The 15,415-nt window shown below is 68.6% G+C and carries 7 protein-coding genes; 5 read left to right on the top strand and 2 right to left on the bottom strand.

Going from position 1 to position 15,415, the window contains the following annotated elements:
* Position 1 precedes the first annotated feature (1 nt).
* On the bottom strand, positions 2-1,309 hold the full coding sequence (locus tag AC1RRR_RS21400) for a UDP-glucose dehydrogenase family protein (protein WP_492815886.1): 1,308 nt from the start codon (positions 1,307-1,309) through the stop codon (positions 2-4).
* 158 nt (positions 1,310-1,467) lie between these two features.
* Between AC1RRR_RS21400 and galE the strand changes: the two genes are divergently transcribed.
* The 3 genes from galE (at position 1,468) to AC1RRR_RS21385 (ending at position 7,489) form a co-directional block, all read left to right on the top strand.
* Entirely contained in the window at positions 1,468-2,445 is a 978-nt protein-coding gene (galE, locus tag AC1RRR_RS21395; protein ID WP_492815885.1) for a UDP-glucose 4-epimerase GalE, read from the top strand.
* Between the two features lie 100 nt (positions 2,446-2,545).
* On the top strand, positions 2,546-5,008 hold the full coding sequence (locus AC1RRR_RS21390) for a bifunctional diguanylate cyclase/phosphodiesterase (RefSeq protein WP_492815884.1): 2,463 nt from the start codon (positions 2,546-2,548) through the stop codon (positions 5,006-5,008).
* Positions 5,009-5,107: 99 nt separating this feature from the next.
* The gene (locus tag AC1RRR_RS21385) at positions 5,108-7,489 is read left to right on the top strand and encodes an ATP-binding protein (RefSeq protein WP_492815883.1); all 2,382 of its coding nucleotides are present in this window, start codon (positions 5,108-5,110) and stop codon (positions 7,487-7,489) included.
* Here AC1RRR_RS21385 and AC1RRR_RS21380 read toward each other — a convergent pair.
* Entirely contained in the window at positions 7,467-9,011 is a 1,545-nt protein-coding gene (locus AC1RRR_RS21380) for a helicase HerA-like C-terminal domain-containing protein (RefSeq protein ID WP_492815882.1), read from the bottom strand. The genes AC1RRR_RS21385 and AC1RRR_RS21380 overlap by 23 nt on opposite strands.
* A 100-nt stretch (positions 9,012-9,111) precedes the next feature.
* On the opposite strand from AC1RRR_RS21380, the gene AC1RRR_RS21375 reads away from it, so the two are divergent.
* Together AC1RRR_RS21375 and AC1RRR_RS21370 are read left to right on the top strand one after the other, a co-directional pair.
* Complete coding sequence (locus tag AC1RRR_RS21375) at positions 9,112-10,275, top strand: AI-2E family transporter (protein WP_492815881.1); 1,164 nt, start codon at positions 9,112-9,114, stop codon at positions 10,273-10,275.
* A 297-nt stretch (positions 10,276-10,572) separates the two neighbouring features.
* Positions 10,573-15,399, top strand: a complete 4,827-nt coding sequence (locus tag AC1RRR_RS21370) for an NAD-glutamate dehydrogenase (protein ID WP_492815880.1) — start codon at positions 10,573-10,575, stop codon at positions 15,397-15,399.
* Positions 15,400-15,415: the final 16 nt, after the last annotated feature.

Below are 15,415 nucleotides of genomic sequence, written 5' to 3'. Positions count from 1 at the left end.
CTTAGCCTCGTCCAATCGAAGCGTAGGTGAAGCCGTGGCGGACCATTTCGGCCGGCTTGTAGACATTGCGCAGGTCGACGACGGTCGGCGAGGTCATCAGGAGCTTCAGGCGGTCCAGATCCAGGGCGCGGAACTGGTCCCACTCGGTGATGATCACCAGGGCGTCGGCGCCCTCGGCGGCCTCATAGGCGCCCGACTTGAACTCGACGCCCTTGAGCATGTGCGCGGCTTCCTTGGCGCCTTCGGGATCGAAGGCCTGGACCTTGGCGCCCAGGGCCTGCAGGGCCGGGACGATGTCCAGGCTGGGGGCGTCGCGCATGTCATCGGTGTTGGGCTTGAAGGTCAGGCCCAACACGCCGATCGTCTTGCCGGTCAGGTCGGTCGAACCGATGGCCTTGGCGACCTTGCCGGCCATGGCCTTCTTGCGCGCGTCGTTGACCTCGACCGTGGTCTCGATCAGCCGGGTCGGCGCGCCGTAGTCCTGGGCGGTCTTGACCAGGGCAATGGTGTCCTTCGGGAAGCACGAACCGCCGTAGCCGGGGCCGGCGTTCAGGAACTTGCCGCCGATGCGCTTGTCCAGGCCGATGCCCTTGGCGACCTGCTGCACGTCGGCGCCGACGACTTCACAGAGGTCCGCCATCTCGTTGATGAAGGTGATCTTCATGGCGAGGAAGGCGTTGGCGGCGTACTTGATCAGCTCGCTGGTGCGACGGCCGGTGAAGACCAGCGGGGTCTCGTTCAGGCTCAGCGGGCGGTAGAGGTCACGCATCACCGCCTGGCCACGCTCGTCGTCCGTGCCGACGACCACGCGGTCGGGACGCTTGAAGTCCTCGATCGCCGCGCCTTCGCGCAGGAATTCGGGGTTTGAGACGACAGCGAACTGGGCGTTCGGATTGGCCTTCTTGATGATCGCCTCGACCTCGTCGCCGGTGCCGACCGGCACAGTCGACTTGGTGACGATGACGGTGAAGCCTTCGATCAGGCCGGCGATTTCCTCGGCGGCGGCGTAGACGTATGACAGGTCAGCATGACCATCGCCGCGACGGGTGGGCGTGCCGACGGCGATGAACACCGCGTCGGCGTCCTTGATGGCCTGCGCGCCTTCCAGGGTGAAGGACAGGCGGCCTTCACGCACGTTGCGCGCCACCAGGTCATCCAGGCCCGGCTCGAAGATCGGAATCTCGCCGCGCTCCAGGCGCTCGATCTTGCTCGGGTCCTTGTCGATGCACGTCACCACGTGCCCGAAGTCGGCGAAACACGCCCCCGACACCAGGCCCACATAACCCGTGCCAATCATCGCTACGCGCATCGAAGCATCCCGATCCGAAATGAGCGTCGCGATCCGCAACGCTTCCGCCTAATCCGTCAATCACGGCGCCGAGGCAAGCCGTGCGGTCAAAACGCTGACAGTGGTGACATCTTGATGACCTCCCGCTAGCACGGACAGTCTTGGCGCAAGGATCTTGGATGCAGACCGTTCTGGTGACCGGCGGAGCCGGCTATGTCGGTTCGCACGCCTGCTTGGCTCTCGCTCAGGCGGGTTTCCGGCCCGTCGTGTTCGACGATCTCTCGAACGGCCATCGCGAGCACGTCCAGTGGGGGCCGCTCGAGATCGGCGACATCCGCGACGCCGCCCGTCTGGACGCGGTGTTCGCCGCCCACCAGCCTGTCGCCGTCCTGCATTTCGCCGCTCGCATCGAGGTTGGCGAGTCGGTGAAGAACCCCGGGACCTTCTTCGACGTCAATGTCGGAGGGACCATCACCCTGATCGAGGCCGCGCGCCGGGCCGGCGTCAACGCCCTGGTCTTTTCCTCGACCTGCGCCACCTTCGGTGAGCCGGTGCGGATGCCGATGGACGAGACCCATCCGCAGGCTCCGCTGAACCCCTATGGCCGCAGCAAGCTGATGGTCGAGCAGGCCCTGGCCGACTACGACCGCTATGTCGGCTTCCGCAACACGGTGCTGCGTTACTTCAACGCCGCCGGCGCCGACCCCGAAGGCCGCATTGGCGAGTGGCATGAGCCCGAGACCCACGCCATTCCGCTGGCCCTGCAGGTCGCCCTGGGCCAGCGCTCGCACTTCACGATCTTCGGCGAGGACTATGACACCCCCGACGGCACGGCGGTGCGCGACTATGTCCACGTGCTGGACCTGGCCGACGCCCACGTCTCGGCTTTGAAGCGGCTGCTGGCCGGTGGGAGCTCGACGTCGTTCAACCTGGGCAGCGGCGAGGGGACCTCGGTGCGCCAGCTGGTCGATGGCGTCGGCCGGGCCGTGGGCGCGCCGCTGAAGGTCGAGCTTGCGCCGCGCCGGACGGGTGACGCGCCGATGCTGGTCGCCGACAACGGCCGCGCCCGCGCTGAACTGGGCTGGACCCCCTCGCGCGACCTGGACGCCATCCTGTCCAGCGCCTGGCGCTGGCATCGGGCTCAGGCGGTTCTCTGAGAAGAAAATTGCCGCGATAACCCGCCGCACTGGGCGTTATGTCGCGATCCTCCCTGGGGAAACGCTTTATTTGCAACTCTCGCTGTAGCTCTGAGGGGATGTGACCCTCGGGGGGCCGTGCGTGCTCAAGTTTCTGACCTGCCTGACGACGGAGCATGACCTGCGCCTGGTGGTTGTCGCCGGCCTGGTCTGTATCGCCGGCTGCTTCACGACCTTCCGTCTGTATTCGCGGATGCGCGGCGCCCGGGGCGTCGTGCGCGCCGCCTGGCTGCTGCTGACCGGCCTGGTCGCCGGCTCCAGCGTCTGGGCCACCCACTTCATCGCCATGGTCGCCTACACGCCCGGTCTGAAGACCGGCTACAGCCCGACCGGCACCCTTCTCTCGCTGATGATCGCGGCCCTGTTCATGGCCAGCGGCTTCGCCGTCGCCTCGGCCCAGCGTTCGACCACCAACGACTTCGCCGGCGGCGTCCTGCTGGGCCTGGGCGTCGCGGCCATGCACTACACTGGCATGTCGGCCTTCGTGACCCAGGGCCACCTGGTCTGGGAACACGCCACGGTCGGCTTCTCGGCGATCCTCGGGGTCGCCGGCGCGACCGGCGCCCTGGTCATCGGCGGCAACGCCCGCACCGTGAAGCAACAGGCGCTGGGCGGCGGCCTGCTGTGCCTGGGCATCGTGGCCCTGCACTTCACCGGCATGTCGGCCATCACCATCCTGCCGGACGCCAGCGTCGTGGTGCCCGAGCAACTGCTGTCGGGCTTCGTCCTGACCCTGGCCGTCGGCTCGATCACCAGCATGATCATCCTGGGCGGCCTGGGCGCCGTCGCCATCGAATCCCAGACCTCGCGCTCGGCTCTCGAGCGCATCCGCCGCCTGGCCAACGCCGCCTATGAAGGCCTGGTCGTGGTCCAGTCGGGCAAGATCAATGACGCCAACGCCGCCTTCTGCGAACTGGTCGGCGTCGAGCTGCCGGAGCTGGTCGGCCGTCCGCTGACCGGCGTCCTGACCTTCGACGACAAGACCACCGACCGCGAAGGCGTCCGCCGCGAGGGCAAGATCCAGCCGTTCGCCGGCCGCGAGATCCCGGTCGAGGTGTTCTCGCGCCTGATGGACGACGGCGCGCGCATCGAGACCTCGGGCCTGACCGTCCTGGCCGTCCGCGACCTGCGCGAGCGGCGCGCGGCCGAGGAGAAGATCCGTTACCTGGCCGAGCACGACGGCCTGACCGGCCTGCCGAACCGCAACTCGCTGCAAGCCCGCCTGGCCGCCGCCGTCGAGCGTGTCGAGGCCTCGGGCGAGAGCCTGTCGGTGATCTGCATCGACCTGGACCACTTCAAGGAAGCCAACGACCAGCACGGCCACGTGGCCGGCGACCTGATCCTGGTCGAGACCGCCCGCCGCCTGCAGTCGGCGGTGCAGGCCCCGTCCTTCGCCGCGCGCCTGGGCGGCGACGAGTTCATCGTCGTGCAGGTGGCTGGCGGCGATCAGCCGACCGCGGCCGCCGAGCTGTCAGGCCGCCTGATCGAGATGCTGTCGGTTCCGGTGGCGTTCGAAGGCCAGGAGCTGGCCCTCGGTTCGAGCCTGGGCGTCAGCCTGTTCCCGGACGATGGCCGTACGGCCGAGGCCTTGATGGCCAATGCCGACATGGCCCTGTACCGCGCCAAGGAAAGCGGCCGCGGCGTCTATCGGTTCTTCAAGCGCGAGATGGACGACAGCATCCGCGAGCGCCGCAGCCTGGCTCGCGACCTGCGTCAGGGCATCGCCGATGAAGAGCTGGTGGTCCACTACCAGCCGCTGGCCCGGGCCACCGACGGTGAGGTCTGCGGCTTCGAAGCCCTGGTCCGCTGGCAGCACCCGACGCGCGGCATGATCCCGCCACTGGAATTCATCCCGGTCGCCGAGGAAAACGGCCTGATCGGCCCGCTGGGCGACTGGGTCCTGCGCCGCGCCTGCGCCGACGCCGCCACCTGGGAAAAGCCGCTGCGCATCGCGGTGAACCTGTCGCCGATCCAACTGCACAATCCTGCCCTGCCCAGCCTGGTGCACGAGGTGCTGATCACCTCCGGCCTGTCGCCCGCGCGCCTGGAGCTGGAGATCACGGAAAGCGCTCTCTTCAAGGACTATCAGCGCGCGCTGGACAACCTGCGCCGCCTGAAGGCCCTGGGCGTGCGGATCGCCATGGACGACTTCGGCACCGGCTTCTCGTCGCTGTCGACCCTGCAGTCGTTCCCGTTCGACAAGATCAAGATCGACAAGAGCTTCGTCGAGAACATCCATCGCCACGACCGCGCCACCGTCATCGTGCGCGCCGTGCTGGGCCTGGGCCGCAGCCTGGAGATCCCCGTGGTGGCCGAGGGCGTCGAGACCGCTGAACAGATCCAGTTCCTGCGCGGTGAGAACTGCACCGAGCTGCAAGGCTACGCCATCGGTCGCCCGACCCCGGTCGACTCGCTGATGGCCTGGACCATGGCCAGCGCCGAACCGTCGGCCGCTGTGCTGGGCATCGACTCGGAACAGCAAGCCGCAGATCAAGCCCAAGACCAGGCCAAGCGTTCGGCCTGATCGGTTGCGCCGGTCCGCAACTCCGTATTCCATGACGCGTTAGGCGAAAGCCAAGCGGGGCCGTAAGACCCTGCGTAGTCATGGACGGGGACGTATCGCGTGCTGGGACGAACGGTCATCAAGTTCGTGACGGCGGCCGACCGGCGCGAGTTGCGCTACGGCTTGGCGATCCTGGCGGTGCTGTTGGCCCTGGCCGCGCGGTTCGCCGCGGTGGTGCTCACCGGCGTTCCGCTGTTTTTCCCGACCTTTTTTGTCGCCGTCATGGTCGCGGCCATGGTTGGAGGCTTGGGTCCCGGGTTCCTGGCCGTGGGTCTTGGCGCCGGCATCGCCTGGCGGTTCTGGATGGCGCCCGACGGCGGATGGGCGCTGGAGACGCGCGAGAGCGTCCAACTGGTCATGTTCGTGTTGTGCGGCGGCCTGATGGTCCTCCTGGTCGAGGCCATGCGCGTGGCCGTGCGCTCGGGTCTTTCCGCCGAGGAGCGTTTCCGCTCGGCTCAGGAGGTGTCGCTGGACGCCTTCGTGATCCTGGAGCCGGTGCGCGAGGCGGGCAAGGTCGTCGATTTCCGCTGGATCTACGCCAATCCGATGGCCGACTCGATGCGGCCGACGGGGGTCTCCACTCTGCTGGGCCGCCGCGCCCTTGATGTGTTTCCTGACGAGACCGGCCGCGACATGGTTGCGCGCTTCAGACGCTTGCTGGCCAGCGGTGGTCCCGACGACATCGACGTGCGCCGGGTGATCGACGGCGAGGAGCGCTGGATCCGCTCCAGCGGCGTGCGGCTTGGCGGCGACCTGGCGGTGACCTTCCGGGACGTGACCCAGGAGCGACGGGCCTCGGCGGCCTTACGCAGCAGTGAAGAGCTGTTCCGGGGCGTGGCCAATTCCGCGCCGGTGCTGATCTGGGCGACCTCGGCGCGGGGCCAGGCCGACTGGTTCAACCAGGCTTGGCTGAACTTCCGAGGGCGGACCCTGGAAGAAGAGCTGGGCACGGGCTGGTTCAGCGGCGTGCATCCCGAAGATCAGCAGGCCGGTCTCGAGGCGGCCGATGCGGCCGCGGCCCTGCGCGAGCCGTTCAATGTCGCCTTCCGGCTCCAACGCGCCGACGGGGCCTGGCGCTGGATCAACAGCGTCGGCGCGCCGCGCTTCGACGAGGCCGGCGACTATCGCGGCTATATCGGCAGCTGCTTCGACTTCACCGAGACGGTCGAGGCCCGCAAGGACCTGGAGGATCGCGTCGCCCGGCGCACCGCCGCTCTGCAGGCCAGCATGGCCGAGACCGCCCACGCCCAGGCCGCCCTGGCCCAGGCTCAGCGCCTGGAGACGGTGGGCCGGCTGACCGGCGGGGTGGCGCACGACTTCAACAATCTACTGACCGTGATCGTCGGCGGCCTGGATATGATCCTGCGTCGGCCCGAGGACACGGCCCGCGTGAAGCGTCTGGCCGAGGCGGCTCTGGCGGCGGGCCAACGGGGTGAGCGCCTGACCCGGCAGCTCTTGGCCTTCTCGCGGAACCAGGAGCTGAAGCTGGAGGTCGTCGACATCGGCGCCCTGCTGGACCAAGCCGAGCCGCTGCTGCGCCGGGCGGTGGGCGAGGCCATGGCCCTGACCATCCGCCATGAGGCGGGCATGGCCAGTTCTCGCGTCGACGCCGCCCAGTTCGAGGCGGCGCTGCTGAACCTGGTGGTCAACGCCGCCGACGCCACCTCGGACGGCGGCGCGATCAGCATCGTCGTCGAGCCCGCAGCCTTGGCCGAGGGCCAGGTCGCCGACACGGCGCCGGGCGACTATGTCCGCGTCGCGGTCAGCGACACCGGCGCGGGTATGCCGCCCGACGTGTTGGCCCGAGTGTTCGAGCCGTTCTTCACGACCAAGGAGGTCGGCAAGGGCACCGGCCTGGGCCTGGCCCAGGTCTACGGCTTCCTACGCCAGTGCGGCGGCGGGGTGGCCATCGACAGCGCCCTTGGCCGCGGCACGACGGTCTCGCTGTACCTGCCCGCCACCGACGAGGCGGTGACGCCGCTGCCCGTGGCGCGGTCGCCGTCGCGCGACAGCCTGAAGGGCGTGCGGGTGCTGCTGGTCGAGGACGACGCGGCGGTGCGCGAGATCGCCGGCGGCCTGTTGCGCGACCTGGGCTGCGCGGTGACCACCGCCGAGAACGGGGCCTCGGCCCTGGAGGCGTTGGAGGAGGGCGTGGTCTTCGACCTGTTGATGTCCGACATCGTCATGCCGGGCGGGATCAGCGGCGTCGATCTAGCCCGCTCGGCCTCGGCCCATCGGCCGGACATGGCGGTGCTGCTGACCACCGGTTATGCCGGCGACCGCATGGACGTGGCGCCCGCCGACCTGCCGTGGCCGGTGCTGCGCAAGCCGTTCCAGGTGGAGCAGCTGGCCGACATCGCCTCGGCTCTGCTGGCCGCCCGCGAGGTTCCTCCGAAGAAGAAACCCCGCAAGCGCCGGACTAGCGCCGCCGCCGGCTCGTAGAGCCGCCGAGCAGTCCTCCCAGCAGGCCGCGCATCAGCTCGCGTCCGGCCGTCGAGGCGACGGTGCGCACCAGGGTGGTGGCGAAGGCCTCGGTCATGGTCTGGCGGTTGGAGGCGCGGGGGCGGCTGGCGCGCTCGCGCTGGGCTTCCTCGCGTTCGCGGATCTTGGCCTCGGCGGCTTCGCGCTTGTCGTCCTCGGCCTGTTCGCGGGCTTCGTCGGCCTGGCGCTGGGCCTGCTGGGCGCGGCCCTGCAGGATCTCGTAGGCGGAGTCGCGATCCTGGAGGGTGTCGTAGACCCCGGCGACCGGGCTCTTGGCCTTCAGCGCCGTGCGCTCCTCGGGCGTCAACGGACCCAGGCGCGAGGCCGGCGGACGGATCAGGGTCTTCTGCACGACCTTGGGCGCGCCCTTCTCGTCCAGGGTCGAGACCAGGGCCTCGCCGACGCCCAGGGCCTGGATGGTCTCGGCGGTGTCGAAAGCCGGGTTGGTCCGGAACGACTGGGCGGCGGCCTTCAGGCCCTTCTGGTCGGCGGGGGTGTAGGCGCGCAGGGCGTGCTGCACGCGGGCGCCCAGCTGACCCAGCACCGCATCGGGAATGTCGGCCGGGTTCTGGGTGACGAAATAGATGCCCACGCCCTTGGAGCGGATCAGGCGCACGACCTGCTCGATCTTCTCCAGCAGGGGCTTGGGCGCATCGTTGAACAGCAGGTGGGCCTCGTCGAAGAAGAAGACCAGCTTGGGCTTTTCCGGATCGCCCACCTCGGGCAGCACCTCGAACAGCTCCGACAGCAGCCACAGCAGGAAGGTCGAATAGAGCTTGGGCGACTGGATCAGGCGGTCGGCGGCCAGCAGGCTGACATAGCCCCGGCCCGCCGCGTCGGTGCGCATGATGTCCGACAGGTCCAGCGCCGGCTCGCCGAAGAAGTGCTCGGCGCCTTGCGTCTGAAGCGTCAGCAGCTTGCGCTGGATCGCGCCGACCGTGGCGGGGGCGACATTGCCGTATTGCGTGCCGATCTCGTCGGCGTGGTCGGCCACGTATTTCAGCGCCGCCTGAAGGTCCTTCAGGTCCAGCAGCAAGAGGCCGTCCTGGTCGGCGACGTGGAAGACGATGGTCAGCACGCCCTCCTGCACGTCGTTGAGCTCGAGCAGGCGCGACAGCAGCAACGGGCCCATCTCGGAGATGGTCGTGCGGATCGGGTGACCCTTCTGACCGAACAGGTCCCAGAACATCACCGGCGGCGCGGCCGGCGACAAAGCCAGGTCCATGGAGGCCGCACGGGCCATCATCTTCTCGTTCGGGGTCCCGGCCATGGCCACGCCCGACAGGTCGCCCTTCACGTCGGCGGCGAAGACCGGCACGCCGGCGTCTGAGAACGCCTGGGCCAGCACTTGCAGCGTGACCGTCTTGCCGGTGCCCGTCGCGCCGGCCACCACGCCGTGGCGGTTGGAGCGGTCGAGCCTTTGCGTCACGGGACCTTCGCCCAATCCGACCAAGATCTCGTTTTCGCCAATCGACAGCGGCATGACCAAACTCCGTGGAACGCGTTGATGACCCTAACCGGGGCCTTGCGCGTCGCCAATCGGCGCGGGCAATGTCGGGCTCGCTTCTGGAGATATTTTACAAATGACGGCCACCGACCCGCCCCGCGCTCCGCCGCCGGTTACGACGCGCAACGCGGTGGTCTTCCTGGCCGTGATCGCCGCCGGGGCGACGCTGAAGTGGATGCAGGACATCCTGACGCCCCTGGCCCTGGCCCTGTTCCTGGCGGTGATGATCGACAGCTTTGCTCGGGTGCTAACCCTGCGCGCGCCCGGCTTCCCGAAGAGGCTGGCTCTGCCGACGGCGGTGGTGCTGTCGCTGCTGTTGTTCGGGGTCTCGATCTGGATCGTGGTCGACAACGGCAAAGCGTTCTTCGATCACTCCTCGGAATATGTCGCCAGCCTCAACGCCATCATCGCCAAGTTCGCGCCGGTGGTGGCCCACTGGGCCCCGGGCCTGGAGCTGAAGGTCGCGCCGACCATCGGCGACGTGGTCAAGCAGCTGAACCCGCAGCGCTATTTCGGCGACGTGGCCCAGTCGTTCAACAGCTTCGCCACCAGCGCGGTGCTGGTGCTGATCTATCTCGGCTTCATCCTGGCCTCGCGCAAAGGCTTCGGCCGAAAGATCGTCGCACTCTTCCCGCACCATGCCGAGCGCGAGCAGAACATGACCATGTTCCAGCGCATCCGCGACGGGGTGGAGCAGTACCTGTGGATCCAGACGGTCACCGGCCTGATGATCGCCGTCGCCGCCTGGGTGGTGATGATGCTGGTCCGGTTGGACAATGCCTTCTTCTGGGCGTTCCTGATCTTCCTGGCCGCCTATATCCCGATCCTGGGCGGAGCGATCGGCTGCTTCCTGCCGCCGCTGTTCGCCCTGGTCCAGTTCCCCGACAGCCTGTGGCCGGCGATCATCCTGTTCGCGGCCCTGCAGGGCATATTCTTCGTGGTCGGCAACGTCATCTATCCGCGCATGCAGGGCGACAGCCTGAACATGGACCCGACGGTGGTGCTGCTGTCTCTTGCGGTCTGGGGCGCGCTGTGGGGCGTGCCGGGCATGTTCCTGTCCACGCCGCTGACCGTGGCGGCCATGGTCATCCTGGCCCAGTTCGAGGGCTCGCGCTGGATCGCGATCCTGCTGTCCGAGGACGGCGATCCCCAGGGCGACCGGACGCTGTCGGGCAAGGGTCACGGACCCGCGTCGGACAAGCCGGCCAAGAGGCCTTCTGCCGGCAAGAAGCATCCTTAAGGGTCGAAGAAATGCAGGCGCCCCTTACACTGCGAATTGCGGCTCCTATCTATGCCTTGTCCGGCTCCCCCCACCCGGACAAACCGCAGATCGCGGCAGGCAAGGCCGCCGCCATCTTAGCGGAAAACGCCCGCTTTCCCCCAAGCGGGCCCGCGCCCCCGGCGTTCCCCCCAGCCGGCGGCGCTTCCGTTTCCGGCCCGGTGTGGTGCGGCACGGATTCTTTCCTATTTCGGACTTACGGGTTGAAGCCGCGCCTGAAAGGGCTAGGTTGCGACCAAAAATTCGCGAGGAAATCCTATGATCGGTGAAAAAAATGACCTCAAGTCCGCTGAGGCCCCGATCGGTCCGCTGGTAAGCGCCTTCGCCCAGGCCCTGGGCGTCGCGGTCGAGGCCCTGTCGCCCGCCGCGCGCGGCTTCGCCGCCCAGGCCCAGGACGACTGGTCGGCCGAAGAGCTGCCGGGCTTGGACGTCGCCGACGTCGCCCGCGCCCTGGCCGATTTCTGGCGTTTCGGCGAGAGCGCCAAGGACCTGTCCGAGCCGGCCATCCGCCTAGTCCGCGCGCAAGGCGGCGAGACCCCTTCCGACCTGCTCGAGATCGTCCAGCCCGACCGGCCCTTCCTGGTCGACAGCATCATGGGTGAAGTGGCCGAGGCCGGCTTCTCGGTGCGGGCCATGTTCCACCCCGTGTCGGACTGCGGCGGCGTGCGCCGCTCGATGATCCAGATCTGGCTGGCCCCGGTCGGCGAGGACCGCGAGGACGCCCTGGTCGCCAGCGTCCGCGAGGCCCTGTCCGACGTCGGCCTGGCCGTGCAGGATTTCCAGCCCATGCGCGCCCTGATGCGCCGCACGATCGGTGAGCTGCGGGACGCCAAGACCCCGGTCTCGACCGAGGAGAAGTCCGAGGACCTCGACTTCCTGGACTGGCTCGAGAGCGACCACTTCGTGTTCCTGGGCGCCCGCGTCTACGAATATCCCCGCACCGCCGACGGCGGCTACGCGGCCGAGGAGCCGCTGTACCAGCCGGAAGGCAGCCTGGGCGTCCTGCGCGACCAGGCCCGCACCGTGCTGCGCCGAGGCAGCGAGCCGGCCATCCTGTCGGCCCAGGTTCGCAGCCACATCGACATCGGCGACCCGATCGTGGTGGCCAAGTCGAACCTGCGCTCGCGCGTCCACCGTCGCGGCTACATGGACTATATCGGCGTCCGCCGGTACGGCGCGGACGGCAAGGCCTCGGGCGAGGTCCGCTTCGTCGGCCTGTTCACCGCCGAGGCCTACGAGACCCCGGCCCACGAGGTGCCGCTGGTCCGTCGCAAGGTCCAGCACGTGCTGACCCAGGCCGGCAAGGATCCCGACAGCCACAACGGCAAGCGCCTACGCAACATCCTCGAGACCTGGCCGCGCGACGAGCTGTTCCAGAGCAACGAGGACGAGCTGCTGGCCACGGCCCTGGGCGTGCTGCACCTCTACGACCGGCCGCGCGTGAAGCTGTTCGCCCGCCGCGACCCGTTCGACCGTTTCATCTCGGTTCTGATGTTCGTGCCGCGCGATCGTTATGACTCTGGCGTCCGCGCCCGGGCCGGCCAGATCCTAGCCGATGCGTTCCGGGGCCGGGTGTCGGCCTATTATCCCAGCTTCTCGGACGCGCCGTTGGCGCGGGTTCACTACATCCTGGGCGTGACGCCCGGCGACCACGCCGAGCCCGACATCGCCGCCGTCGAGGCCGCCATCGCCGAGACCGCGCGCACCTGGGACGACCGCTTCGAGGCCGCCGTCCGCGAAGGCTCCACGGGCCGCGTCGCCCATCTGCTGGCGCGCTATGCCGGCGCTTTCCCGCCCGGCTACCGCGACCAGTACGACGCCGATGAGGCCCTGGCCGACATTCAGGTCATCGATGACCTGGCCGACGGTGAGGCCGTCCGCGTGCGCGCCTTCCGCCGCGACGGCGATGACGCGGTGACCCTGCGCTTCAAGCTTTATCGTCCCGGCGCCGCCGCGCCGCTGGCCGACGTGCTGCCGATCCTGGAGCACATGGGTCTGAAGGCCCTGATCGAGGACGGCTTCAAGGTCTCGCCGGACGGCAAGCCCGTCTGGGTCCACGAGTTCGTCCTGCGTGACGAGGCCGGCGAGCACCTGGTGTTCAATGACGTGAAGCAGGCCTTCGAGGCCGCCTTCGTCGCCATCTGGACCGGCCGCGCCGAGAGCGACGGCTTCAATCGCCTGGTGCTGGAGCTGGGCATCGGCTGGCGCGAGGCCGCCCTGATCCGCGGCCTGGCCCGCTATCGCCAGCAGTCGGGCCTGGATCCCAGCCAGGGCGTGCAGGAGCAGGCGCTGTCGGATCACCCCGGCGTCGCTCGCCTGATCCTGGATCTCTTCCAGACCAAGTTCGACCCGGCCGTCCGCGCCGACCTGAAGCTGCGTCAGGAGCAGGCCAAGGCCGTCGAGGGCAAGATCACCGAAGCGCTGCAGGCCGTCGAAAGCCTAGACGCCGACCGTGTCCTTCGCCGCCTGGCCGCCCTGGTCGGCGCGATCCAGCGGACCAACTTCTACCAGCCGGCCGCCGATGGCGGTCCCAAGCCCTATATCAGCTTCAAGATCGCCTCGCGCGAGCTGGAAGACCTGCCGGCCCCCAAGCCCTATCGCGAGATCTACGTCTCGGCCCCGCACGTCGAAGGCGTGCACCTGCGCTTTGGCCCGGTCGCCCGCGGCGGCCTGCGCTGGTCGGATCGCCGCGATGACTTCCGCACCGAGGTGCTGGGTCTGGTAAAGGCCCAGCAGGTCAAGAACGCGGTCATCGTGCCGGTCGGCTCGAAGGGCGGCTTCTATCCCAAGCAACTGCCGCGCGGCGGTGATCGTGACGCGATCCAGGCCGAGGCGATCCGCGCCTATAAGACCTTCCTGTCGGGCCTGCTGGACCTGACCGACAATATCGACGCCGACAACCAGGTCGTCCCACCGCCGTCGGTGGTGGCGCATGACGCCCAGGATCCGTACCTGGTCGTCGCCGCCGACAAGGGCACGGCGACCTTCTCCGACATCGCCAACGGCGTGGCCGAGAGCTACGGCTTCTGGCTGGGTGACGCCTTCGCGTCCGGTGGTTCGGTCGGTTATGACCACAAGGTCATGGGCATCACCGCCCGCGGCGCCTGGGAAGCGGTCAAGCGCCACTTCCGCGAGCTGGGCAAGGACATTCAGACTCAGCCCTTCACCGTCGTCGGTGTGGGCGACATGTCGGGTGACGTGTTCGGCAACGGCATGCTGCTGTCCAAGCAGGCCAAGCTGCTGGCCGCCTTCGATCACCGCCACATCTTCCTCGACCCGAACCCGGACGTGGCGGTGTCGTGGGAAGAGCGCGACCGGATGTTCAAGCTGCCGCGCTCTTCGTGGGACGACTACGACAAGTCGAAGATCTCGGCCGGCGGCGGCGTCTTCGCCCGCAGCCTGAAGAGCATCCCGCTGTCGAAGGAAGTGCGCGAGCTGTTCGAGATCAAGGCCGAGGCCGTCTCGCCCGCCGAGCTGATGACCGCGATCCTGAAGTCCAAGGCCGAGCTGCTCTATCTGGGCGGCATCGGCACCTATGTGAAGGCCAAGGGCGAGAGCAACGCCGACGCCGGCGACAAGGCCAATGACGCCATCCGCATCAACGGCTCGGACCTGCGAGTCAAGGTCGTGGGCGAGGGCGCCAATCTCGGCCTGACCCAGGCTGGCCGGATCGAGTTCGCCCAGGCTGGCGGCCACATCAACACCGACGCCATCGACAACTCGGCCGGCGTCGACAGCTCCGACCACGAGGTCAATATCAAGATCCTGACCGGGATCCTGGAGCGCGGCGGCGAGCTCACCCGCGAGAGCCGCAACACGCTGCTGGCCTCGATGACCGAGGACGTCGGTCACCACGTGCTGGAGCACAATTTCGACCAGACCCTGGCCCTGACGCTTCTGGAAAGCGACGCGGTCAGCGAGGTCGACGCCCAGATCCGCTACATGGTCGACCTCGAGCAGCGCGGCCGTCTGGATCGCAAGGTCGAGGGCTTGCCGACCAATACGACGCTGCTGGAACGCAAGGCCGCGGGCAAGGGCCTGGCCCGGCCCGAGCTGGCCGTGCTGCTGGCCTACGGCAAGCTGGACCTCTTCGACGAGATCGTCGCCAGCCAGGCGCCGGACGATCCGTGGTTCGAGGCCACCCTGCGCGGCTACTTCCCCAAGGCGCTCGATAAGTACGCCGACGCCATGCAGAAGCACCGTCTGAAGCGCGAGATCATCGCCACGGTGGTCGGCAACCAGATGGTCAACATGTGCGGCCCGACCTTCCCGAGCCGCCTGAAGGCCGCCGCCGGCGCCGACATCGGCGCGGTGGTCACCGGCTTCACGGCCGCTCGTGAGATCCTCGGGATCGACGCCCTGTGGGACCAGGTCAACGCGCTGAACAATAAGGCTTCGGCCGATGGTCAGACCGCGCTGTACAAGGCTCTGGCCTACGCCCTGCGCAGCCTGGCCTTCTGGCTGGCCCGCCGGGCGCACCGCGACAAGTCCAGCGTCCAGCAGCTGGTCGAGGCCTATGGCCCGTCGGTGAAGACCCTGACCGGCATGGCCCCGGCCATCCTGTCGCCGTTCGAGCAAAAGACCGTCGCCAAGCGGGTGAAGGCCTATGTCGCCGACGGCGCGCCTGAAGCCCTGGCCCAGGCCGTCGCGGCCCTGCAGCCGCTGACCACGGCCGCCGACCTCGTCGACCTGGCCAATGCGTCCAGCTGGAGCGTCGAGAACGTCGCCCGCCTGTATCATCAGGTCGGCGCGGCCTTCGGCTTTGACCGTCTGCGCGGCGCGGCCGGCTCGTTCGTCGGCGGCGACGCCTTCGAGCGCCTGGCGGTCCGCCGCCTGATCGAGGACATGCTGACCGAGCAGACCGCGATCACCGAGGCGGTCTTGAAGTTCGCCGCCAACGCCCAGGCCGGCGACGACGAGCTCTCGGCCAAGGCCGCGATCGCGTCGTGGGCCGCCCTGCGCGGCGATCGCCCCAAGGCGGTCAAGCGCACGATCGAGGACATCGAGCAGGCCGGCGGCGGCTGGACCTTCGCCAAGCTGACCATCGCCAACGCCGCGTTGCGCGAGCTCTCGACCGCCGCCTAAAGACGCTGGCCCCTCC

It is taken from the genome of Caulobacter sp. GW821-FHT12D05 (assembly GCF_058807295.1).
Note: the sequence above shows the minus strand (reverse complement) of the source record. Positions and strands in the feature narration are given on the sequence as shown.